The 23,616-nt window shown below is 49.8% G+C and carries 22 protein-coding genes; 11 read left to right on the top strand and 11 right to left on the bottom strand.

What is annotated here, in order from left to right; all coding sequences use genetic code 11:
• Positions 1–60 precede the first annotated feature (60 nt).
• A complete protein-coding gene (locus tag DY231_RS11465) occupies positions 61–534 on the bottom strand; it encodes a hypothetical protein (RefSeq protein ID WP_115628467.1) in 474 nt (157 codons plus the stop codon).
• A 349-nt stretch (positions 535–883) separates the two neighbouring features.
• Positions 884–1,291: an SRPBCC domain-containing protein gene (locus DY231_RS11460; RefSeq protein ID WP_115628466.1), complete on the bottom strand. Its 408-nt coding sequence runs from the start codon at positions 1,289–1,291 to the stop codon at positions 884–886.
• Between the two features lie 258 nt (positions 1,292–1,549).
• Here DY231_RS11460 and fabI point away from each other — a divergent pair, with 258 nt between their 5' ends.
• The 4 genes from fabI (at position 1,550) to pdeR (ending at position 8,016) form a co-directional block, all read left to right on the top strand.
• Positions 1,550–2,341 carry an enoyl-ACP reductase FabI gene (fabI, locus tag DY231_RS11455; protein ID WP_034495629.1) on the top strand — a complete coding sequence of 264 codons (792 nt, stop codon included), beginning with the start codon at positions 1,550–1,552 and terminating at the stop codon, positions 2,339–2,341.
• 190 nt (positions 2,342–2,531) lie between these two features.
• On the top strand, positions 2,532–3,689 hold the full coding sequence (locus DY231_RS11450) for a CMD domain-containing protein (protein WP_115628465.1): 1,158 nt from the start codon (positions 2,532–2,534) through the stop codon (positions 3,687–3,689).
• A gap of 101 nt (positions 3,690–3,790) precedes the next feature.
• A complete protein-coding gene (locus DY231_RS11445) occupies positions 3,791–5,725 on the top strand; it encodes an exoribonuclease II (protein ID WP_115628464.1) in 1,935 nt (644 codons plus the stop codon).
• Between the two features lie 299 nt (positions 5,726–6,024).
• Positions 6,025–8,016, top strand: a complete 1,992-nt coding sequence (pdeR, locus tag DY231_RS11440; protein ID WP_115628463.1) for a cyclic di-GMP phosphodiesterase — start codon at positions 6,025–6,027, stop codon at positions 8,014–8,016.
• Positions 8,017–8,040: 24 nt separating this feature from the next.
• On the opposite strand, the gene DY231_RS11435 is transcribed toward pdeR, so the two are convergent.
• Positions 8,041–8,415 carry a carboxymuconolactone decarboxylase family protein gene (locus tag DY231_RS11435; RefSeq protein WP_115628462.1) on the bottom strand — a complete coding sequence of 125 codons (375 nt, stop codon included), beginning with the start codon at positions 8,413–8,415 and terminating at the stop codon, positions 8,041–8,043.
• 87 nt (positions 8,416–8,502) lie between these two features.
• On the opposite strand from DY231_RS11435, the gene DY231_RS11430 reads away from it, so the two are divergent.
• Positions 8,503–9,402 (top strand): LysR family transcriptional regulator, encoded by a 900-nt coding sequence (locus DY231_RS11430; protein WP_115628461.1) that lies wholly within the window; start codon positions 8,503–8,505, stop codon positions 9,400–9,402.
• A gap of 108 nt (positions 9,403–9,510) precedes the next feature.
• Here the strand turns inward: DY231_RS11430 and DY231_RS11425 are convergent, their stop codons facing one another.
• Positions 9,511–10,380, bottom strand: coding sequence for a crotonase/enoyl-CoA hydratase family protein (locus DY231_RS11425; RefSeq protein ID WP_115628460.1), 870 nt, complete (start codon positions 10,378–10,380; stop codon positions 9,511–9,513).
• A 219-nt stretch (positions 10,381–10,599) separates the two neighbouring features.
• On the opposite strand from DY231_RS11425, the gene yciZ reads away from it, so the two are divergent.
• Entirely contained in the window at positions 10,600–10,782 is a 183-nt protein-coding gene (gene yciZ, locus DY231_RS11420; protein ID WP_115628459.1) for a protein YciZ/DeoL, read from the top strand.
• 48 nt (positions 10,783–10,830) lie between these two features.
• On the opposite strand, the gene fsa is transcribed toward yciZ, so the two are convergent.
• Positions 10,831–11,493, bottom strand: a complete 663-nt coding sequence (fsa, locus tag DY231_RS11415) for a fructose-6-phosphate aldolase (protein WP_115628458.1) — start codon at positions 11,491–11,493, stop codon at positions 10,831–10,833.
• A gap of 132 nt (positions 11,494–11,625) precedes the next feature.
• Here fsa and DY231_RS11410 point away from each other — a divergent pair, with 132 nt between their 5' ends.
• The 4 genes from DY231_RS11410 (at position 11,626) to osmB (ending at position 16,248) form a co-directional block, all read left to right on the top strand.
• Positions 11,626–12,525, top strand: coding sequence for a glycyl-radical enzyme activating protein (locus tag DY231_RS11410; protein ID WP_115628457.1), 900 nt, complete (start codon positions 11,626–11,628; stop codon positions 12,523–12,525).
• Between the two features lie 4 nt (positions 12,526–12,529).
• Positions 12,530–14,962 (top strand): formate C-acetyltransferase/glycerol dehydratase family glycyl radical enzyme, encoded by a 2,433-nt coding sequence (locus DY231_RS11405; protein ID WP_115628456.1) that lies wholly within the window; start codon positions 12,530–12,532, stop codon positions 14,960–14,962.
• 42 nt (positions 14,963–15,004) lie between these two features.
• On the top strand, positions 15,005–15,763 hold the full coding sequence (yciT, locus tag DY231_RS11400; protein ID WP_115628455.1) for a DNA-binding transcriptional regulator YciT: 759 nt from the start codon (positions 15,005–15,007) through the stop codon (positions 15,761–15,763).
• A gap of 266 nt (positions 15,764–16,029) precedes the next feature.
• The gene (osmB, locus tag DY231_RS11395) at positions 16,030–16,248 is read left to right on the top strand and encodes an osmotically-inducible lipoprotein OsmB (RefSeq protein ID WP_034495655.1); all 219 of its coding nucleotides are present in this window, start codon (positions 16,030–16,032) and stop codon (positions 16,246–16,248) included.
• Between the two features lie 133 nt (positions 16,249–16,381).
• On the opposite strand, the gene yciH is transcribed toward osmB, so the two are convergent.
• From yciH to pgpB, 5 genes are all read right to left on the bottom strand, one after another.
• Complete coding sequence (gene yciH, locus DY231_RS11390; protein WP_115628454.1) at positions 16,382–16,708, bottom strand: stress response translation initiation inhibitor YciH; 327 nt, start codon at positions 16,706–16,708, stop codon at positions 16,382–16,384.
• The gene (gene pyrF / locus DY231_RS11385; RefSeq protein WP_115628453.1) at positions 16,708–17,445 is read right to left on the bottom strand and encodes an orotidine-5'-phosphate decarboxylase; all 738 of its coding nucleotides are present in this window, start codon (positions 17,443–17,445) and stop codon (positions 16,708–16,710) included. Before pyrF ends, yciH begins: the two co-directional genes overlap by 1 nt.
• Positions 17,446–17,651: 206 nt before the next feature.
• On the bottom strand, positions 17,652–18,821 hold the full coding sequence (gene lapB, locus DY231_RS11380) for a lipopolysaccharide assembly protein LapB (protein ID WP_115628452.1): 1,170 nt from the start codon (positions 18,819–18,821) through the stop codon (positions 17,652–17,654).
• Positions 18,822–18,827: 6 nt separating this feature from the next.
• Positions 18,828–19,133 (bottom strand): LapA family protein, encoded by a 306-nt coding sequence (locus tag DY231_RS11375; RefSeq protein WP_115628451.1) that lies wholly within the window; start codon positions 19,131–19,133, stop codon positions 18,828–18,830.
• Positions 19,134–19,273: 140 nt separating this feature from the next.
• Positions 19,274–20,038, bottom strand: coding sequence for a phosphatidylglycerophosphatase B (gene pgpB, locus DY231_RS11370; protein ID WP_115628450.1), 765 nt, complete (start codon positions 20,036–20,038; stop codon positions 19,274–19,276).
• Positions 20,039–20,261: 223 nt separating this feature from the next.
• Between pgpB and ribA the strand changes: the two genes are divergently transcribed.
• Positions 20,262–20,855, top strand: a complete 594-nt coding sequence (ribA, locus tag DY231_RS11365; RefSeq protein ID WP_034495662.1) for a GTP cyclohydrolase II — start codon at positions 20,262–20,264, stop codon at positions 20,853–20,855.
• A gap of 36 nt (positions 20,856–20,891) precedes the next feature.
• On the opposite strand, the gene acnA is transcribed toward ribA, so the two are convergent.
• On the bottom strand, positions 20,892–23,567 hold the full coding sequence (acnA, locus tag DY231_RS11360) for an aconitate hydratase AcnA (RefSeq protein ID WP_115628449.1): 2,676 nt from the start codon (positions 23,565–23,567) through the stop codon (positions 20,892–20,894).
• Positions 23,568–23,616: the final 49 nt, after the last annotated feature.

Here is a 23,616-nt window from a genome sequence, read left to right as displayed (position 1 = left end):
AAAGCGGCCCTGAACCAGGGCCATTTTTATTGCCTCAAGAGACAATAACTACGTTTCGGGTTAATAATTACTAAATAATTTTTTAGGCAAGATATCTCTTAGCTCTGGACAAATGTTTGTTAAATGCCGACCTGATGGCGGCATATAATGTCCACTATTGTTAGTCCAGTGCTTTAGCTTACCATTCATAATAAGCATATCTCCGGCATAGGCTACATCACTGCCCAATGAGATGGCTGTATGACCGCTAATTACACTTTCAAGCCCACAGTAAATTTTATTTTGTTCTTTCCATCTAATAGCGAAGTCATATAAACCATGGGCAACTTCACGTACCCCTGTTAACTTTCCATCACGCGTAACAGGTTGTACTGTATAAACATCATTTTCTTTAAATAATCGAAAACGCTGTCCAGGTCGAGCCTGCCGTTGAAAATTACCCATATTTTTTACTGGTACGGGTTGCCATAGCGACTCTTTTAAAGTGTCATGAACATCTTTAAAGCTTTTACCTTCATGCTCAAATGGAAACATTATTTATTCCTCCAGGAATAATTGAACGAAAGGTTCCCATCACAGTATCCCCATGTGATATTTTCAAGGAGCATGTTGAAATAATCAACTTACTGTCCATTAAAATCCATAGAACCTTTTATATTTTAAAAGGCATCAAATTAACCAATTCACCAATAGCAATCAAATAAAAAATGACATTTCAAGGATATTTAAAAAACAAAAAAAATTAAGCACTGATTAAATTAAATTACAGCGCGAATAACTTAATTGGTTATTGGATGCTTTAAGAACCATATGGTTTGTAAATATAAAACCTCCGTAAAAACAGTTTGCGGGTGAAATATCATTCACCCGTGCTGCGATATTTCTATTTTTTTGCCTCAACATACCGCGCAAAATTATCCAGAATCGCCTGCCAGCCGCTTTTCTGATGTTCAACGGGGTATTGTTGATCCGGGTCGAAATCCAGACGCATATCCACGCCATCGGCGGTTTGAGTAAATTCCACTTTCGCTTCGCGATCTCCGAAGGTGTATTCAATAAGTTGTAGCGGTACGATGTGGGTATAAATTCCTGCAAAATCAAACCCCATGCTGCCGTCTTTAGCTTCCATACGGAATGAAAACGCTCCGCCTTCTCTGAAATCAGCGGCTGCCGTTGGCGTGTACCAGTCGGGTGAAGCGGTGTTCCATTGCTTAACATCTTCCGGGTTGATGTAGGCCTGCCAGACTTTTTCAACGGGTGCTTTAACACGAGTTTCAACAGTAATTTTCATCGATACTCTCCGGTTTCTCTGTTTCCAGGGTGAGATTTAAGTTTACTGCGCCTTTCATATTTTGCTTTGGCGAGAACGTAACAGGAATGACCTCTGGCGACGTGATAACCAGTTAACCGGGGCCAGAAAAATAAGGTGACACAACAGGCGCTGAGTGGGATATAATTTCACTTTCGTGTTGAAAAATTGTGACGAATCAATCGTAACTTAGTGATTGTTAAGTCATAAAATTAGCAGAAACTATAAGGATTCAAAGCTATGGGTTTTCTTACCGGTAAACGCATTCTGATCACTGGCGTCGCCAGTAAACTCTCCATTGCCTACGGTATCGCACAGGCTATGCATCGCGAAGGTGCTGAACTGGCTTTCACTTACCAGAATGAAAAACTGAAAGGCCGTGTGGAAGGTTTTGCTGCGGACCTGGGTTCAAGCCTGGTTCTGCCGTGCGACGTGGCAGAAGATGCAAGCATCGACGCGATGTTTGCTGAGCTTGCGAAAAGCTGGCCGAAGTTTGACGGTTTCGTTCACTCAATTGGCTTCGCACCAGGCGACCAGTTAGATGGCGATTACGTGAATGCAGTTACCCGTGAAGGCTTCAAAATTGCTCACGACATCAGCTCCTACAGCTTTGTAGCCATGGCTAAAGTTTGCCGTGAAATGCTGAACCCTGGTTCTGCACTGCTGACTCTGTCTTACCTGGGCGCTGAACGTGCTATCCCTAACTACAACGTTATGGGTCTGGCTAAAGCGTCTCTGGAAGCTAACGTGCGCTATATGGCGAACGCGATGGGTCCAGAAGGCGTGCGTGTGAACGCGATTTCTGCAGGTCCAATCCGTACTCTGGCGGCATCTGGCATTAAAGATTTCCGTAAAATGCTGTCACATTGCGAAGCGGTAACGCCGATTCGTCGTACCGTGACCATTGAAGACGTGGGCAACTCAGCAGCATTCCTGTGCTCTGATCTGTCTGCCGGTGTTTCCGGTGAAGTCCTGCACGTTGACGGCGGCTTCAGCATCGCTGCAATGAACGAACTGGAACTGAAAGACTAATTCCGTTCGCAACGGGGCGGCATTCGTCCGCCCTGTTCTTCTTTTTCCTCTCTGGCAGTTATTCTTTTCTGATATTTGTTATCTCCTATCATTCTTTTGTCGTGTTCCGTGGTTACGCCAGGATAAAGCAGCTAACCAGGCCGTCAGGTGTTTTACCCGGGCTTGTAAACTCTTTGACCAAGGAACGACCATGGAACAACGCCGAATCTCTGGCAAAGGCCACTGGTATCATGAAACTCAATCCAGCCGCAGCGACGCCGTATTACCGTTAGTTCCTGAGGCCGCATTCCTTCAGGACCGCTTTTTGCTCGACTTAGCACTCAGTGTTGAGCAACGTGCGACTGAAGCAGACTGGCTTTGCGTCGCGCGCAATGCCGCTGAATGTTTGCTCCCGGAAAGCACCCCTGTTACGCGTTTGAACACGCTAAGTTGCTATGACCGTCTGAGTACAGCTCTGACTGTCGCCCAGGTTTACGGCGTTCAGCGTCTGTGTAACCACTATGCCGCCCGCCTTGCCCCGCAACCGGGTCCCGACTCCTCCCGCGAGAGCAATCGTCGCCTGACGCAAATCACGCAGTACGCTCGCCAACTGGCCAGTCAGCCAACGTTAATTGATGACAATTCACGCCAGCAGCTCGATGAAGTCGCGCTCTCAGTAAATGACATCGTTACGTTTAATCAACTGATTGGCTTTATCGGTTTTCAGGCTCGCGTGATTGCTGTGTTTCAGGCGCTTCAGGGGCTTCCTGTGCGCTGGCTACCAGGTCTTGATATGCAACAGGACGCCAGTGCAGAGTTATTCCTGGAAGGTGATAAATCCTGGCAGCCCGCTTTGCCTGCGGTAGAACAGCGCTATGCCAATAGCCAACAACTTGAGGCAATCAATTTCAGTGAACCTCAGCAAGCGTTACGAGAGTTAAGCGGATTGTTGGCAAACGATGTCTCAGCGCTTCACGCATTGAGCCAGTTAACCCGATTATTTTGCCTGCCGACCGCTCAGGCTGATGACGATACGGTTCTGGTTGGTCTGTTGACCGCCCGCATTAACGGCAGCGTGAGTTGCTTTACAGATTTTGCACTTGCCTGGCGCGGTGACAGTCATCTGCCAGAAGCCATGCGCAATGGTGAAAGAGCGTTACAGGCGTGGTGCCATAACCACCCGCGTGAACGGGCAATCATCCAGGCTGTGCGTGTATTAACGCGATCGCCTGGCAGCTTTAGCGCCGCTCAGCTTCAACCCTTGTACGAGCAGGGTTTTAAAGAGCACGACATTGTAAAATTACTTGTCAGTTCAGGGCTATACGGCTGGTTGAATCGGCTAAAAATCGGGCTGGGTAATGCCAGTTAAGCATCAGCTAACACGTGCCTTTGCGGCAAACAGCGCTTGCCGCAAAGGGTGGTTTCGCGTAAAACTGTCAGCCGCTCTTTTGGCCACGAAAACTAAAAAATATGTTCCAGGATAATCCGCTGCTCGCGCAGCTTAAACAGCAACTGCATTCCCAAACTCCACGCGTTGAAGGTGTGGTTAAAGGCACGGAAAAAGGCTTTGGCTTCCTCGAAGTGGATTCCCAGAAAAGTTACTTTATTCCGCCACCGCAGATGAAAAAAGTGATGCACGGTGACCGCGTGAGCGCGGTGATTCATACCGAAAAGGACCGCGAAACCGCTGAGCCAGAAGAGCTTATCGAACCGTTCCTCAGCCGGTTTGTTGGCCGTGTGCAACGTAAAGACGACCGTCTGACAATTGTTCCAGACCATCCATTACTGCGCGATGCTATTCAGTGTCGAGCTGACCGTAACGTCACCCATGATTTCCAGAATGGTGACTGGGCCGTCGCAGAAATGAAGCGCCATCCGTTGAAAGGGGATCGCGGTTTCTATGCTGATTTGACTCAATTCATCACCTCTGGTGACGATCACCTTGCACCATGGTGGGTGACACTGTCACGTCACAATCTTGAGCGCGAAGCGCCTAATGGCGTAGCAACTGAAATGCTCGACGAAGGCCTGGTGCGTGAAGATTTAACCGCCCTGGATTTTGTCACCATTGATAGCGCCAGCACCGAAGATATGGATGATGCGCTGTTTGTTGAAGAACTTGCCGACGGCAAACTGCAACTGACCGTCGCGATTGCCGATCCAACCGCCTGGATTGAAGAAGGCAGCAAGCTTGACGATATCGCGAAAGTTCGCGCCTTCACAAACTACCTGCCGGGCTTCAACATCCCGATGCTGCCACGCGAATTGTCAGACGATTTGTGCTCGCTGCGCCCTAATGTCACGCGCCCTGTTGTGGCTTGCCGCATGGTTATCGCGCAGGACGGTAGCATTGAGAGCGAGATTAACTTCTTTGTCGCCACCATCGAATCAAAAGCCAAACTGGCATATGACGATGTGTCCGACTGGTTAGAAGAAAAAGGCGACTGGCAGCCACCATCTGACGCCATAGCTAAACAAATTCGCCTGCTCGAGCGTGTTTGCCTGAGCCGTGCTGACTGGCGCCGCACTCACGCGTTGGTGTTTAAAGACCGCCCAGATTACCGCTTTGTATTAGGCGAGAAAGGCGAAGTGCTGGATATCGTTTCCGAGCCACGTCGTATCGCTAACCGCATCGTAGAAGAATCAATGATTGCGGCAAACGTCTGTGCGGCAATCGTGCTGCGTGAAAAGCTTGGTTTCGGCGTTTATAACGTTCACACCGGTTTTGACCCGGCAAACATCGAACAACTTGCCACAATGCTACAAGGCCATGGCCTTGAGGTTAACGCGCAAGAAGTGCTGACGCTTAACGGCTTCTGCAAGTTGCGCCGTGAACTCGACGCGCAACCAACCGGTTTCCTTGATAGCCGTATTCGTCGTTATCAGTCGTTTGCTGAAATCAGCACCGAACCGGGTCCGCACTACGGTTTGGGTCTGGAAGCTTACGCCACCTGGACTTCACCGATTCGTAAATACGGCGATATGATTAACCATCGCCTGCTAAAAGCGATCATCAAAGGTGAAACGGCATCACGTCCACAAGATGAAATTACGGTACAAATGGCAGAACGCCGCCGTCTGAACCGCATGGCTGAACGTGATGTTGGCGACTGGCTGTATGCTCGTTTCCTGCAAGATAAAGCGGGAACGGATACCAAATTTGCCGCAGAGATTATTGATGTCAGCCGTGGCGGAATGCGTGTTCGCCTGATTGATAACGGTGCGGTTGCCTTTATCCCTGCCCCATTTATTCACTCAGTGCGTGATGAAATGGTGTGCAGCCAGGAATTAGGCACTGTGCAAATCAAAGGCGAAGTGGCTTACAAAGTCACTGACGTGATTGATGTCACCATCGCGGAAGTTCGTATGGAAACACGCAGCGTGATCGCTCGCCCCGCTGCCTGATATCAAGTTTGTGAACCATCGTTAAAAAGCTGAACTTTATGTTCAGCTTTTTTTTTGTTTTCTTTCACGGTTACTGATTTACAGTTAATAATCACAACTGGGAAATGATTAGCGTTATGACTCTTTTTTTACCGGTTTTACTCAGGGAAAGTCACCAATCTAAAGGCGAAGATTCAGATTTCTCACATCTTCTGCAAAAACAATGTCTTTTACTCACGGTTGTCACTTTAAGATCGGTTTTATATTGCTAATATAAATCAGAGACTGGCACGCTATGTCGGCCCCGTTCAGGAGAGAGCATGAAAGACGATTTGGAGCAGAATCTGCTCTACCGTTATTTAGGGACAACCAGCCCATACTGGCGTTTGCCGAACGATAGCAATGCGTTGCAATTAGCAGCAAGCGAAAGTTCAGACGTCAGCCAGGTCGTAGCTCTTGAGCCAGAGCAGGCAGACCAAATCCGCCAGATGACGGTTATCACCTCCAGCGTCACGCTCTCTATTTCACTGTTCGGCAGTGAGATTCCTGTGCATTTGGTGGGGCGCAAAGTCTCGAAGAAAGAGTGGGCTGGCACGGCATCCGCCTGGAATGACACCCCTTCTGTCGCGCGCGATTTGGTTCAGGGACTCTCCTTTGCCGAGCAGGTCGTTTCCGAGGCAAATTCGGTCATCGTGATTCTTGACCGCCTGGGGAATATTCAGCGTTTCAATCGCTTGAGCGAAGAATATACCGGACTGAAAGAACAAGAAGTCATTGGCCAAAACGTCTTTAAACTTTTTATGAGCCGCAGCGAGGCTGCCGCTTCGAAACGAAATATCAGCGGCTTCTTCCGTAACGGGAATTCTTATGAGGTCGAGCGTTGGGTAAAAACCCGTAAAGGCCAGCGCCTTTTTTTGTTTCGCAATAAATTCGTCCACAGTGGCAGCGGCAAAAACGAAATCTATCTGATTTGTTCGGGTACTGACATTACCGAAGAACGCCGCGCTCAGGAGCGACTGCGTGTGCTGGCGAATACCGATACCATCACTGGCCTCCCCAATCGCAATGCCATCAACGACTTAATCACTGCTGCCATTGAGAATCGCGCTGATACTCAAGTGGGCATTGTTTATCTTGATCTCGATAACTTTAAAAAAGTGAATGACGCCTACGGGCACATGTTCGGCGATCAGCTGTTACAGGCGGTGTCGCTGGCCATTCTCAGTTGCCTTGATGAAGGGCAGATTCTGGCGCGCCTTGGTGGCGATGAGTTTATCGTTCTGGCAACTGATACTTCTCAGGCAGCACTTGAAGCCATGTCGTCTCGTATTCTGACTCGCCTGAAACAGCCTTTCCGCATTGGGCTGATTGAGGTTTACACCGGTTGTTCATTAGGGATTTCGCTGGCACCACAGCATGGTGAAGATAGAGAAAGTGTTATCCGGAATGCGGATACCGCAATGTATACCGCCAAAGAGGGCGGCCGCGGTAAATTCTGCGTGTTCTCGCCTGAGATGAACCAGCGTGTTTTTGAATATTTGTGGCTCGATACCAACCTGCGCAAAGCGCTGGAGAACGACCAACTGGTGATTCACTATCAGCCGAAAATGACCTGGCGTGGCGAAGTCCGCAGTCTGGAAGCACTGGTGCGCTGGCAATCACCGGAGCGCGGGTTAATTCCACCGCTGGATTTTATCTCTTACGCTGAAGAGTCCGGTTTGATTGTCCCGCTTGGCCGTTGGGTCATGCTGAGTGTGGTTCAGCAAGTGGCAAAATGGCGCGATAAAGGCATTAATTTGCGCGTTGCGGTGAACGTTTCTGCACGCCAGTTAGCGGATCAAACTATCTTCAGCGATCTGAAGCAAGCGTTGAAAGATCTCAACTTTGAGTACTGCCCGATTGATGTGGAACTAACCGAAAGCTGCCTGATTGAAAACGAAGAACTCGCCCTCTCCGTTATCCAGCAATTCAGCCGTTTGGGTGCGCAGGTGCATCTGGATGATTTTGGAACCGGTTATTCTTCGCTGTCTCAGCTTGCGCGCTTTCCGATTGATGCCATTAAACTCGACCAAAGTTTCGTTCGCGACATTCACAAACAATCGGTATCGCAATCGCTGGTGCGAGCCATCGTTGCCGTTGCGCAGGCACTGAATTTACAGGTGATTGCTGAAGGTGTTGAAAACCAAAAAGAAGACGCCTTTCTCACGAAGAATGGCGTCAACGAACGGCAGGGTTATTTATTTGCTAAACCGATGCCCGCCGCCGTATTTGAGCGTTGGTTAAAGCGATATCTTGCCAGAACGGCGCGATAGTTTGATCTAGCCAGGCAAGCCTGGCTATTTTCTTTTTGCAAAGACCTCTTTAGCAGCAAATATCCCATTCAGTGCGCAAGGAAACCCTGCGTAAACAGCCATCTGCATGATCACCTCAATGACTTCCTGCTCTGTACAGCCGACATTAAGCGCACCTTCGATATGCACTTTGAGTTGTGGTGTGGCGTTACCCAGGGCGGTAAGTGCGGCAACCACCGCAATTTCACGAGACTTTAAATCCAGCCCCGGCCTTGAATAGATATCGCCAAAAGGAAATTCAATCAGCAGGCGGGCAAAATCTGGGGCGATGTCGCTCAGGCTGTTGATGACGTTTTCCCCGGTGTGACCGTCCACTTCTTTTAACTTCGCAAGCCCACGTAAATAGCGTTCATTTTCCATTTTTCATTCATTAACGTTGTGTGATGAACGCACTGTAAATTCTGCCGGGCAATGCATCCAATACCCTTTTTGTGATACCTTTTTGGTATGAATGAATCTATCGATTTACGCCAGTTTCGTTACTTTCTCGCGGTCTGTGAAGAGCTCAACTTCAGCCGTGCGGCATTGCGTATGCATATTTCGCAGCCACCGTTAAGCAGGCAAATTCATCAGCTTGAAGAGCAGCTCGGCGTTCAGTTGTTTAATCGCCATAAGAGTGGCGTAACGCTTACTGAGGCCGGTGCGGCATTTTTACCCGAGGTTAGAAAGACGCTACTTCAGGCAGAAAAAGCCATTGCCGTCGCCAGATCGAAACGGAGCACTGATGCCGGGAAATTTATCGTTGGCTACACCACCGTGTTCGAACGAAGCGCAATCCCTGATGTGACACAAGAGATGCAGCAGCGTTTTGCAGACTGGCAAATTCTCTCAAAGGGAAATTATTTAGTTAATCTGGTTCGCGAAGTGAAGAACGGCACAATGGATGTAGCGTTTGTAGGTTTGCACACCGAAACGCAGGATCTGGCGGTTGAGAAAATTATCGACGATCCCCTTGTTGTGGCTTTACCTGCGGGTCATAAGCTTGCCGCCAAACGCAGTATTTCTTTCGATAACCTGCGCGAAGAGCCGATGTTCTGGTTTGAGCGGCGCATGAATCCTGGCTTTTATGATCATTGTCAGAGGTTTTTCCAAAGCATCGATTTTAAGCTAAACGCGATTGCAGAGCCGCCAGATCACCACATCATGCTGGGGCTAATTGCCGAAGGCAAAGGCATCGCTTTGGTTCCATCCTCTTTGCAGTGCATCAAAAGGCAAGGGGTGGTTTTTCGGAAGTTGAAGGAAGATACGAAGCGTTTGTCGATGGGAATTGCTGTCGCATGGTCGAAGGAAAATCTGTCCCCTGCGTTGCTCTTCTTCCTTGAGCTGGTTCGGGCACAGAAACAGTAGGTTGAGTGAAAGAAGACGCCTTCTTTGCGAGAATGGCGTCAACAGATGGCTGAGTCAGAAGTTAACTAAACCATTGCCCGCAGCCATATTAGAGCGTTAGTGGCGCGGTTAGCTGGCTTTGCGCAAACCCGTGGCGGTGTGCCGGTTTTGCAATTGTACCAATCTTTCCATATACGCAATGTCCTTCGGTTCAAGGCAAAATGCGGCATCAACCCAGTCCTCGGTGATATCCATTAATTCCGCACGCGGCAACTGGAGAACACGCTGACGGGCACGCAGCATAGCGCGCACGCCGTTCAGTTTGGGTTGCAGGGTATCAATAAACGTCCGGGTCGCGAGATATCCCTGCCCTGGTTCGAAAAGCTGATCCACCAAACCAAATTGTTCATACCACTCGGCTGTGTGCGACTCCCCTTTATAAATCAGCTCTTCTGCCAGTTTCATGCCTGAACGACGAGCAACCAGCGAATAAGCGCCCATTCCAGGGAACAGATTGAAGGCAATTTCAGGGAAGCCGAGGCGAGCATCTCGTTGCGCCAGAATAAAATGATGCGCGAGCGCCGCTTCAAAACCGCCGCCTAATGCGCTGCCTTCAACCATAGCCAGGCTAATTGCACCGCTATCAAAACCACGAGAAGCCGCATGAACGCAATCAACGCAAGCCCGCGCATAAGCACGGAGTGCCTCACGACGCCCTTGTTGAATGGATTCAACAAAGAATCCTAAATCACCGCCTGTGTTATACATTCCCTGAACCAGTGAGCCAGTCACCCAGAAATCAACGACAAATCCCTCCTGTTGAACCAGGTAACGCAGGTTCATAATTTCTTCAATCAACTTGTGATTGAAGCAAGGGCGTGGCTGTGCTCCGAGCATCATCCACACGGTGCGGCGTTCAGCTTCGTAATATCCTGACAATTGCGTGAATCGAGAAGTATCCGTGAACAATTTGCAAGTCGGTTGGTTAATCACTGTCATTATCTTATCCTCATGTTATGAAAGCGCGTTACACGCAGGATCAGACTAATCCACTACCGCTTACGTATGAATGTGTCAGGGGATTTAATAATTATTACTTATATATTGTTCGATAATTGATTGATGAGTAAGGCTAAAAAAGCGTGTCTGCGCCTTCTCTTTTAGCGCCATTTTTTGCATTATGATGGCAACACTTTTCCAATAATTACAGGATGCACAATGCCTTCAGTGAACCCTCTGCAACTCGCAAAACGCATTGATACTGTGCTGGATATTCTGGTGGGTGGCGATCACGCTTCCGCCATTAATAATCTGGAAATTTTGAAAGCGGAATTAATCGCTATTGCGCACGGCGAAGAACAAAAAGAAAGCGACTTGAAAAAGTCACCCTGGGAGATTTGAGTCTAACGCCGGTGTGAACCGGCGCTGCTTTTAAACGATCACTTCCATTTACAAACTCAGTGAACCGAATGCACCCTGCCAGTCTTTTTCGAAAGTCTCGATGGCGGCATTCACAGCTGGCGTGCTTAACAGCTGTTCAGTCACATCAATCGGTAACGTAATGGCTTCGCAACCAGCCAGCAGGCATGACATAGCCTGATGGGGTGTGCGGAAACTGGCTGCAAGCACTTTGGATTGCGGCGCGTGTAACGTCAGCAACTGCTGTAAATCCTGCACCATTTGAATACCATCTCCACCCTGCGCATCAAGACGATTCACATACGGAGCAACATATTCAGCGCCCGCCAGCGCGGCTAGTAAACCTTGAGCGGCACCATAAACCGCCGTACCCAGCGTTGGGATCCCCAGAACCTTCAATTGTTTCATGGCCGCCAGGCCTTCTACCGTGGTCGGTACTTTGACGACCAGGCCCGGCACGCGCTTAACCAACAACTCGGCCTCTTTCACCATTTCATCAGCCTGCGCGGCAATAACCTGAGCAAACAGTTTACCGTCGCCACCTAATGCCTCCCGCAACGCGGGCAGCACTTCCCATAGCGAAATACCCGCTTTCGCAACAATGGATGGGTTTGTGGTAACACCTTGTAAAGGTAAAACACGCGCCAGGCGTTTAACTGCGGCTACATCAGCAGTGTCTAAATACAGTTCCATAAGCTCTCCAGACTGGTCATCTATCTCATTGCCGACATCATAGCGTCACTGTCTGTTCTTTATCTGATCAAAATCAATAAAACTTTCATTCGAAAGTAATCTAATTTACGAAAGAAGATTAAGGGCAGAAATATGCTATTTAATATCCAACGTTACTCAACACATGATGGTCCAGGAATCCGCACCGTGGTGTTTCTGAAAGGCTGTTCATTAGGTTGCCGCTGGTGCCAGAACCCTGAAAGCCGCGCACGTGATCATGATGTGTTGTTTGATGAGCGCCTGTGCCTCACCGGTTGCGAACTTTGTCCGCAGGCAGCACCTCATGCGATTAGCCGAATTGACGACGCGTTGGTTATCGCACGCGAAAAATTAATGGCTGACGATATGGTGACGTTGACGGATTGTTGCCCGACTCAGGCGTTAAGCGTATGCGGTGAAACGCAAAGCGTTGATGCCATTATGCAAAAAGTCCTGCGCGATAAACCCTTTTATGACCGCAGCGGCGGTGGGATTACGCTTTCCGGTGGCGAACCTTTTATGCAACCTGAAATCGCGGAACAACTTCTGAAGAGAAGCAAAGAAGCGGGCATCCATACTGCTGTCGAGTCTTGTCTTCACGTACCGTGGAAATACATCGAGCCGTCCATTGAACATCTCGATTTGTTGCTGGCCGACCTGAAACATGTCGATGCTAAACGCTTTAAACAATGGACCGATGGCAGTGCTGAACGCGTGATGGATAACTTCCGCAAACTGGCAGCCCGCGATGTGGAGATGACCATTCGTGTGCCGCTGATTCCTGATTTTAATGCTGATGAGCAATCTATTCGCGCCATCAGCGATTTTGCCGCCGATGAACTCGGCGTGAAAGCGATTCATTTTTTGCCTTACCACACCTTAGGTATCAACAAATATAAACTCCTGAATCTCCCTTATCTGGCCGCGCAGCAACCTCTTGATGCGCCAGAACTGCTGGAATTTGCCCAGCAGTACGCAAGCCAAAAAGGGATGACCGCCTGGATAAGAGGATAGACTGATGACACAACTGAACCTGAACACCTTAAGCCAACGCATCAAAGACCATAAAGAAGCCTTGATTCACATTGTGAAGCCGCCGGTCTGTACCGAGCGCGCGCAGCATTACACCGCGATTTACCAGCAGCACCAGGACAAACCGTTGCCGGTGCGTCGCGCACTTGCCCTCGCCCATCATCTGGCCGAACGCACGATCTGGATTAAGCACGATGAGTTGATTGTCGGCAACCAGGCCAGTCACGTTCGTGGTGCACCGTTCTTCCCGGAATATACCGTGGGTTGGATTGAAACTGAGATTGATGAACTAGGCGATCGTCCAGGCGCTGGCTTCTCTATTTCGGATGCCGATAAAGCAGTCATGCATGAGATTTGCCCGTGGTGGCGTGGCCAGACCGTGCAAGATCGTTGCTATGGCATGTTTACCGACGAGCAGAAAGAGTTACTCTCCAGCGGCATTATCAAAGCTGAAGGCAATATGACTTCGGGTGATGCGCATCTGGCAGTTAACTTCCCGCTCTTGCTGGAATTAGGCATCGACGGTTTGCGCGCCAAAGTCGCCGAACGTCGTTCGCGTCTGCATCTGACCGACTGGGAAGATTTGCACAAAGAACAGTTCCTGAAAGCGATTGATATTACTTTTGTGGCATTAAGTGACCACATTATGCGTTTCGCCGCTCTGGCTAAAAAAATGGCAGACACTGAACAGCGCGAGTCACGCCGTGATGAATTGCTGGCGATTGCAGAAAACTGCGAGCTTATCGCGCATCAAAAACCGACCTCTTTCTGGCAGGCGTTGCAATTAAGCTATTTCGTGCAATTAGTCTTGCAGATTGAGTCTAACGGCCACTCCGTGTCATTTGGCCGCCTCGACCAGTTCTTATATCCGTGGTATCGCCGTGATGTTGAACTCGAGCAAACCCTGGGTCGCGACCAGGCCATCGAGCTATTGCAAAGCTGCTGGTTGAAGTTGCTGGAGGTGAACAAGATTCGTTCTGGTTCGCACTCTAAAGCATCGGCCGGTAGCCCGCTTTACCAGAACGTGACCATTGGTGGACAAAACCTGGTGAATGGCGAGGCGGTAGATGCGGTGAACCCACTCTCTTACGCCATTCTGGAATCTTGCGGACAGTTACGCTCCACACAACCAAACTTGAGCGTGCGCTACCACGCGGGCATGAGCAATGACTTCCTCGACGCCTGTGTTCAGGTCATTCGCTGCGGCTTCGGGATGCCAGCATTTAATAATGATGAAATCGTCATTGAGGAATTCATCAAACTCGGTGTTGCTCGCGAAGATGCCTACGACTATGCAGCCATCGGTTGTATCGAAACAGCGGTGGGAGGCAAGTGGGGTTATCGTTGCACGGGCATGAGTTTCATTAACTTTGCCAGGGTGATGTTAGCGGCGATGGAACATGGCCGTGACGCAACCAGCGGTAAAATCTTCCTGCCGCAAGAACATGCCCTCTCCGCAGGCAATTTCACTCAGTTTGAACAGGTTATGGATGCCTGGGATACTCAGATTCGTTACTACACGCAGAAATCTATCGAGATAGAATGTGTCGTCGATACGGTTCTTGAAGAGAATGCCCACGATATTCTGTGCTCCGCTCTGGTGGATGATTGCATTGAGCGCGGCAAGAGCATCAAGCAAGGTGGCGCTAAATATGACTGGGTTTCAGGTTTGCAAGTTGGTATCGCCAACCTCGGTAACAGCCTCGCCGCAGTCAAGAAACTGGTGTTTGAACAAGGAGCGATTGGGCAGCAGCAGTTAGCCGAAGCGCTGGCCAATGACTTTGACGGTTTGACCGGGGAGCAATTACGCCAGCGTTTGATTAACGGTGCGCCAAAATATGGTAACGATGAAGATGAAGTCGATTTGCTGCTGGCTCGCGCTTATCAGACGTACATTGATGAACTGAAGCAGTATCACAACACGCGCTTTGGCCGCGGCCCTATCGGCGGGACTTACTACGCCGGGACATCTTCAATTTCTGCTAACGTGCCGTTTGGTGCCGCAACCATGGCAACACCGGATGGTCGTAAAGCGACAACGCCACTGGCTGAAGGCGCAAGCCCAGCGTCAGGCACCGACCGTCTGGGGCCAACGGCGGTAATCAGCTCTGTCGGCAAACTGCCAACCAGCAAAATTCTGGGGGGCGTTTTACTGAATCAAAAACTGAACCCAGCAACCCTGGATAACCCGCGTGACCGCGAGAAGTTGATGTTTATGCTGCGTACTTTCTTCGAGGCGCATAAAGGCTGGCATGTGCAATACAACATTGTTTCCCGCGAAACCCTGTTAGATGCCAAACAACATCCTGACAAATATCGTGATCTGGTCGTACGTGTAGCAGGTTACTCTGCTTTCTTTACTGCCTTATCTCCAGACGCTCAGGATGATATTATAGCCCGTACTGAACATACACTTTGATAATCCCGGCGGTGCATTAAGCACCGCCCATAATTGGCTGACATGAACTCCAGACAACAAATAATCTTACAAATGGTTATCGATCAAGGCCGCATGAGTGTGGCCTCACTCGCTAAAACAACCGGTGTCTCAGAAGTGACTATCCGCCAGGATCTTAATCTGCTGGAGAAAAAAAACTATCTGCGCCGTGCTCACGGTTATGCCGTACCGCTGGATAGCGAAGATGTTGAAACGCGAATGATGAACAATTATTCGCTGAAACGTCAACTTGCGGATTTTGCGGCAACACTGGTTAATGACGGTGAAACCATTTTTATCGAAAACGGTAGCTGTAACGCCCTTCTGGCTCGCGCTTTAGCCGAGCAGAAAAAGATTACGCTGATAACCGTGAGTAGCTACATTGCCCATCTTTTGAAAGATACTGACTGTGAAGTGGTATTGCTGGGCGGAATCTACCAGAAGAAAAGCGAAAGCATGGTTGGGCCGCTGACGCGTCAGTTTATTCAGCAAGTGCACTTTAGTAAGGCGTTTATCGGCATCGATGGTTTCTTGCCGGAAACCGGGTTTACCAGCCGCGATATGATGCGTGCTGATGTGGTGAATACTGTTCTGGAAAAAGGCAGCGAAACCATTGTTCTGACGGACAGCAGTAAATTTGGCGCTATGCACCCCTACACACTCGGCCCCATTTCACGCATCAACCGGGTGATTACCGATGATGGTCTTAGCGAGAGCGCAACGCAGCAAATTCAGGACAGCGGCGTTCAGGTCAATATCGTTAAACAATTCCCCCTCGAATAATGTCATTTAGACTGCCTGCATTGGTTGCGGGCAGTTCTCTTATCAGAATTATCCTGCGCACCCTTTAAGATTATTTACCTGTTGTTATTTACTGTAGAAATTAGAATGTTTATTAGCGATATAACAGGAAGTGATAATCACTGGCGTTATCTTTTAGGTCTTATATCGTCATGCCGTTTCACGGAGACTTTCTATCAGTTGCCTGAGAACCACTATACTTTTAGAGAAACTTATTTCCGTGAATCAATAATTCAGGAGAAAGTAATATGACCTTAAATAACAAAAAAATTGCTGCCGTTGTGCTGGCCTTGACCGTTGCAATGTCCCTTAGCGCCTGCTCTAACTGGTCCAAACGTGACCGTAACACCGCGATTGGTGCTGGTGCTGGTGCCGTAGGCGGTGCTGTCTTAACTGATGGTAGCGCACTGGGTACATTAGGTGGTGCCGCAGTGGGTGGTATTATCGGCCATCAGGTGGGTAAATAAAGCCTGTTGCCTGTGAAAGCGCAAACGCTTTTAATTTATTATAAATAGCTTTGATATTCAGGTCTGACTTTCAGCAGTCATAATAAAAGGCCACAGTATATTTACCGTGGCCTGATTATTTTCAGCAACTAAATCAACCGCCTGCTAATTTTACTTTCATGCCTTTAGCTTCCAACAGCGATTTAATCAGGTCACGTTTATCGCCCTGAATTTCAATAACGCCATCTTTTAAAGAGCCACCACAACCGCACTTTTTTTTGAGTTCTGCGGCCAGTGCCGTGAGCGTAGCATCATTAGCATCAATTCCGGTGATAAGACAGACTCCCTTGCCTTTACGGCCCGAAGTCTGGCGCTGAATGCGTACCACACCATCGCCTTTTTCGCGAACCGGAGCCACTTTGGGCTCGTCAATACGGCCTGTTTCTGTGGAGTAAACTAAACGGCTGTTATCGTCTTTCATCATGCCCCCTGCTTTAAAGACTCACGGATATCACGCAGCGTCTGAGCTGGATTTGCAGATTGGGTGATCGGGCGTCCAATTACCATAAAATCGACACCTGCACTTTGCGCCTGCAGTGGCGTCATGATGCGGCGCTGATCGCCTGCGTCGCTTCCAGCCGGACGAATGCCCGGAGTAATCAGTTTAAATGCCTGCCCCAACTCAGCTTTGAAACGTACGGCTTCATGTGCGGAACAAACCACGCCATCTAATCCGCAATTCTGTGTTAAGCGTGCCAGACGCTCAGCATATTCCGCAGGCGTTGAGGTAATGCCGAGATCCGCCAGATCGCTTGCTTCCATGCTGGTCAGAACGGTCACAGCAATAAGAAGTGGCGCATCTTTGCCAAAGGACTGCAATGCTTCTCGCGCCGCACTCATCATACGTGCCCCGCCGCTCGCATGAACATTCACCATCCACACGCCTAGATCAGCCGCTGCCGCAACCGCGTGAGCGGTGGTGTTCGGGATATCGTGAAATTTCAAATCGAGAAAGACGTCGAAACCACGCTGCTGGATATCACGCACCAGTTGCGGTCCAAACAGAGTGAACATCTCTTTGCCGACTTTCAGACGACAGTCGCGCGGATCGATACGGTCAATAAAAGCTAAGGCTTTATCACGATTATCGTAATCAAGTGCAACAACAATTGGGGAGTCGGTGGCAACACGGGAGGAGGAGGATGCAGTTGAATTCATGGCTAAACCTTCTGACTGTTGGGCACCAGCACGGCGCAAGAGATAAACGGCAAGCATTCTACTCGCGGCGGGAAGAAAATTACAGTTGCCATTGCACTCTGCAAGGCGCAAATGACTCGATGCTGAGGTTTAGTTCCTGATACCAATCATGAGTATGTTGTAACTAAAGTACGGATTTTTTTTTATAACGCGACACCTTCTCTGCGTTATTGCCCGTCCAAACCGCGGATCGGTTTAATGGTCGACCATGCCCGGCAAGATGGACAATGCCAGTACATAGTAAAAGCGGTAAATCCACACTTCTGGCAACGATAACGTGGTTTGGTGCGCACTTGCTCACCCACCATATTTCGCAACACCATCAGGCTTTCCTTCGCACGCCCTTCTTCCGCTTCCTGTAAGTGATAATCCATCAAACGATGGAACACACGCATGGTTGGGTGGCGCTGGAGCTGGCGGTTGATATAGATTTGAGCGACTTCAGAACCTTCTTTGTGCTCAAGGATCTCGGCGAGCATCAGTTCTGCCCCTGCGCCTGTATTCTCTTCAACACAGCGCTTTAAGAAGGCTTCCCACTCTTGTGGCTTATCGAGTTGTTGATAGCAAGTCTGGAGCATCTCCAACGTTTCACTGACTAACTCACTATCTTGATCGATGACGCGTTGTAATGACTCAACCGCTTTTGCATATTCATTTCGAGCCATGAAGATACGGCCCATCATGATAGAAACTCGCGCGCAGTTTTTATCGGCCGCGGCCCCTTTTTTCAGCAGTGACATGGCGCGGTCGAGATCGTCGCTCCCCATCAACTGCAAGGCTTGTTCACAATAGAAGTGAGCGATTTCAGTACGCTGTTTATCTTTACCCAGTTTCACCAGACGCTCGGCCACATCAATGGCTTTTTGCCAGTCGCTGGTCGCCTGATGAATCAGTAATAATTGCTGCAAAGCACCAATACGGAAGTCTGTTTCATCGATCAGTTGCCCGAACATATCCTCTGCACGGTCATACAAACCGGCGGCCATGTAGTCACGACCCAACTGCTGAACCGCAAGCAGGCGCTGCTCGTAGGTTAGCGAGGCGCTTTCCATTAATGACTGATGGATACGGATGGCGCGATCGACTTCACCGCGGGAACGGAACAAGTTACCCAGCGTGAGGTGAGCCTCAACAGTACTGGTGTCCTCTTTAAGCATATCCAGGAATAAATCTACCGCTTTATCTTGCTGATTAGACAGCAAAAAGTTAACCCCCGCCACGTAATCACGCGACAGGCGGTTGGCTTCTTGTTGCTTGTCTTGATGCGCGCTTCTGCGGCCCATATACCAACCGTAGAAGGCGGCAACAGGCAACAGCAGAAACAACAATTCCAACATGGCAGGTTATTCCTTCACAGCCGGTACAACCACTGTGGTGGTGTCAGAACCCGTGGTGATTTGCTGTTCCAGGCGTTTGATCTTGCGATCGGCGCGGGCAAGGGAAACACGCAAACGCAGCCAGAACAGACCACAAATCATCCAACCCAGTAAAAAACCCGCAGCAAAAAGAGTCGCCAGCAAGGTGGAGACGCGATACTCGCCCTGTGCCAACAGATAATTGAAATGTACAACCTGATCGTTTTGCGCGCCCAGAGTGACAGAAATCACAAAAATCGCTAGCACCAGTAAGAAAATGAATAAATATTTCACATTACTTCCCGTCATGTGGTCTTACGCGACTAAATTATGCCCTAATGCATTTCCAACGGTATAAACTACCATTTCCCGGAGTTCCGGGGAATCCATTAGCGACGTCCAATTCATAAGAAATGGGGATTAAATCAAGATTCTCAAGCTTCGCCGTCTCGTTCGGCTATTTCCTCATCTTCTTGCCTTGGTGGCGATAGTGGGCCGCATAATTTTTGCGCAAGCCAGGTTGCCAGGGTAATTAATATCCAGGAGATTAAGGTTGCGACAACCAAATCTCGTGGCCAGTGCATACCGAGCACTAACCGACTCCCCATCACTCCGACTGCCCATACCAGCAACAAAGCAATAGTCCAGGTTCTCCTGCGCGGCCACAACAGGCCAACACCCAGTAATGCCCAACTTGCGGCAAACATTGTGTGTCCGGAAGGGAATGCAAATCCGGTCTCTTTTTGCCAGTGTTTACGTAACCACCCAGGCACTTCCGACTGAGACTCGAGCTGGCTTTTGACCAGTTCGCTACGTTGCTTACGCTTTAAATTGTAGAACTCATCTGTCGGAATATGTTGTGTTTTTTCAAGCCATACCACAAAAGGACGAGGTTCTTGTACTTTGTCTTTGATGACGGATTTCACGCCTTGCCCAACAAGAATAGCCGCACCAAGGATGGCAAATAGCATGACTGCCGCTTTTAGGCGAAACCTCAGGCACCATAAAAACCAGGCGCATAAGCAAACATGAGTAATGATGCCCCACGGCTGGGTGACTGTTTCTGTCACCCAATACATCATTTTAAGCCAGGCGCCTTGAGCACCAGGAACCCACTGCCAACCTGAGATCCATACCGTTAGCGGCATGATTAATAGTATTCCGGCTCCAATTGTCGTTCGCTTCGCTATTGCCCGCATCACTTTTCCTTATGCAATCTGAGCATTAAGAATACCCGATAAAGCGCACCGATGGGAAAACGTGGCGTGACTTTAAGCGTAAAAATAAGAGTGCGCCCAGTCAATTAGGCGAAGTGACCGGCGTTGTGGCAAAATAGCCAATAGGAATTTAACAAGCCAGAAAGCTGGCAGGTATCACGCGAGTCAATACTTCGTGAGCCAATAAGAGTACCTGGAGAATCACATGCAGCTTAAACGTGTGGCAGAAGCCAAACTGCCTACCCCATGGGGCGATTTCCTGATGGTGGGTTTTGAAGAACTGGCAACCGGGCAAGATCACGTTGCACTGGTTTTTGGTGACATTACTGGAAATGATTCTGTTCTGGCGCGTGTACATTCAGAGTGTCTGACGGGCGACGCCCTATTCAGCCTGCGCTGTGACTGTGGCTTCCAACTTGAAGCGGCTCTGGCTCAAATTGCTGAACAAGGTCGCGGTGTGTTGCTGTATCACCGCCAGGAAGGTCGCAACATCGGCCTGCTGAATAAAATTCGTGCCTACGCGTTGCAGGATAAAGGCTACGACACCGTTGAAGCGAACCACCAACTCGGTTTTGCTGCCGATGAACGCGACTTCACGCTGTGCGCGGACATGTTTAAATTATTGGGTATCGATGCGGTACGCTTGCTGACCAACAACCCGCGCAAGGTTGAGATTCTTTCTGAGGCAGGAATTAACATCACTGAGCGAGTGCCACTTATTGTGGGTCGCAACCCGAAGAACGCGCATTATCTGGATACCAAAGCGGCTAAAATGGGCCATTTACTGTCCAAAGAATAAGCCGTTTTCTCCCCCATCTCTGGGGGAGAATTTTTACTACTTCAGCATGTTACGAATCACGTAATGCAAAATCCCATCATTTTTGAAGTACGTCAGTTCATTACTGGTATCAATGCGGCAGCGACACTCAACCACCTCTTTTCTACCATCGGCAAAGGTTAATGACACCGGCACCGTAGTCCCTGGCACCAGTTCGTTCAGGCCAGTAATATCGATAAACTCCTCGCCCGTCAGCCCCAATGTTTTACGCGTCACGCCCTGCGGAAACTCCAGCGGAAGAATCCCCATACCAATCAAGTTGGAACGGTGAATTCGCTCGAAGGACTCGGCGATAACGACCCGCACCCCCAGCAACCGTGGCCCTTTTGCCGCCCAGTCACGACTTGAACCGGAGCCATATTCTTTACCGGCAAACACGGCCAGAGGGATCCCTTTATCGCGGTATTTCATTGCCGCATCATAAATTGAGATTACCTCATCGCCCGGTAACAACCGCGTCATACCCCCTTCAACCCCCGGCACCATTTCATTGCGAATGCGAATATTGGCGAACGTGCCGCGCATCATCACTTCATGGTTGCCGCGTCGTGAGCCATAAGAGTTAAAATCTTTACGCTCAACGCCATGGTTTTGCAGGTAGCGCCCAGCCGGGCTGTCTGCCTTGATGCTACCGGCAGGCGAAATATGGTCTGTGGTGACAGAGTCGCCGAGGATCGCCAGAACGCGCGCACCATGAATCTCCGGTACGGGTTTTGGCGTGGCTTCCATATCATCAAAGAATGGCGACAGGCGAATATAAGTAGAATCGCTTTGCCAGCCGTAAGTATTCGAACGGTCGACCTCAATGCTTTGCCATTCAGGTGTGCCCAGGAAGACTTCGGCATATTCTTTGTGGAACATTTCCGTTGTCACTTGTGCGACCGCACGGGCGATTTCCTGGCTGCTCGGCCAAATATCTTTGAGATAAACCGGGTCGCCTTTGAGATCATGACCAAGCGGGTCCGTCGTCAAATTAACATTCATGTTCCCAGCCAGAGCATAAGCCACCACCAACGGAGGGGATGCGAGCCAGTTGGTTTTCACCAATGGATGAATTCGTCCTTCAAAGTTACGGTTCCCCGAAAGCACGGCACCCACGGTCAAATCGCCCTTCTTGATGGCCTGTTCGATAGGGTCCGGCAACGGGCCAGAGTTACCTATACAGGTGGTACAACCGTATCCCACCAGATTAAAACCTAATTCGTCGAGATAAGGTGTCAATCGCGCCTTAGCCAGGTAATCCGAAACCACTTTTGAGCCAGGGGCCAGAGAGGCTTTCACCCACGGTTGGCGTTTTAAACCTAGTTTTACCGCTTTCTTCGCCAGCAACCCTGCCGCCATCAGAACACTGGGGTTTGAAGTATTAGTGCAAGAAGTAATTGCAGAAATGACCACCGCCCCATCAGGCAACTGGTATTCGCGCCCACCCATGGTGTAATTCACCGGCGCACGGTCTTTGTGAGAAGAGTTGAGTTCGAGTTCATTGCTGGCGTTGAACGCTTTCGGGACATCGCCCAGCGCGACGCGATCCTGCGGACGCTTCGGCCCCGCAAGGCTTGCTTCAACTTCATTCATATCCAGCGCCAGAGTACTGGTAAAGACCGGTTCATCGCCGGTATTTCGCCACATCCCCTGGGCTTTGGAATACGCCTCAACTAATGCTATCTGCTCTTCGCTGCGTCCACTAAGGCGCATATAATCCAGCGTGACGGCGTCAATCGGGAAGAATCCGCAGGTGGCACCATATTCAGGAGCCATGTTGGCAATCGTTGCGCGATCGGCCAGGGGTAATGTGTCCAGCCCGTCGCCGTAAAACTCCACGAACTTGCCCACAACGCCGTGTTTGCGCAGCATTTGCGTAACGGTCAGAACAAGGTCTGTCGCGGTAATACCTTCGCGCAATTTACCGTCAAGTTTAAAGCCGACGACATCCGGGATAAGCATTGAAACCGGCTGGCCGAGCATAGCCGCCTCTGCTTCAATCCCCCCTACGCCCCAGCCCAAAACCCCGAGGCCGTTGATCATGGTGGTATGGGAGTCCGTCCCCACCAGCGTGTCAGGATAAGCCACCAGCTCATCCCCCTGCATTTCACTCCACACAGCTTTACCGAGATATTCCAGGTTAACCTGGTGACAAATACCGGTTCCCGGTGGCACAACGCTGAAGCGGCTGAAAGCTTGCTGCCCCCAACGCAGGAAGACATAGCGCTCGTGGTTGCGCTCCATCTCGAGGCGCACGTTCTCCTCAAATGCATCATCGTCACCAAAATGATCGACAGTCACCGAGTGGTCAATGACCAGATCCACAGGGGAAAGCGGGTTAACTTTGGCCACATCGCCACCGAGGCGTTTGACCGCTTCACGCATGGCGGCTAAATCAACCACCGCCGGAACACCGGTGAAATCTTGCATCAGAACGCGAGCTGGGCGATAAGCAATTTCACGGTCCGCGTGAGCGTCTTTCAGCCAGGCGGCCAGCGCGTGAATGTCATCTTGAGTGACAGAATCCTCATCCTGCCAGCGCAGCAGGTTTTCGAGCAGAACTTTTAACGACTTGGGTAAGCGGCTGATATCCCCAAGTTTCTTTGCGGCCAGCGGCAAGCTGTAATAGTGATAGGTTTTATTCAGCGCCTGTAGAGTGTCCTTACTGGCTTCTCGTAGGGTTAACGACATAGCTCCTCCATAAATTTCTTAGGATAGCGGTATCCCTGATGAAGATCAG

Source organism: Buttiauxella agrestis, assembly GCF_900446255.1.
Classification (GTDB): Bacteria; Pseudomonadota; Gammaproteobacteria; order Enterobacterales; family Enterobacteriaceae; genus Buttiauxella; species Buttiauxella agrestis.
This window is presented reverse-complemented; position numbering and strand designations above follow the sequence as displayed.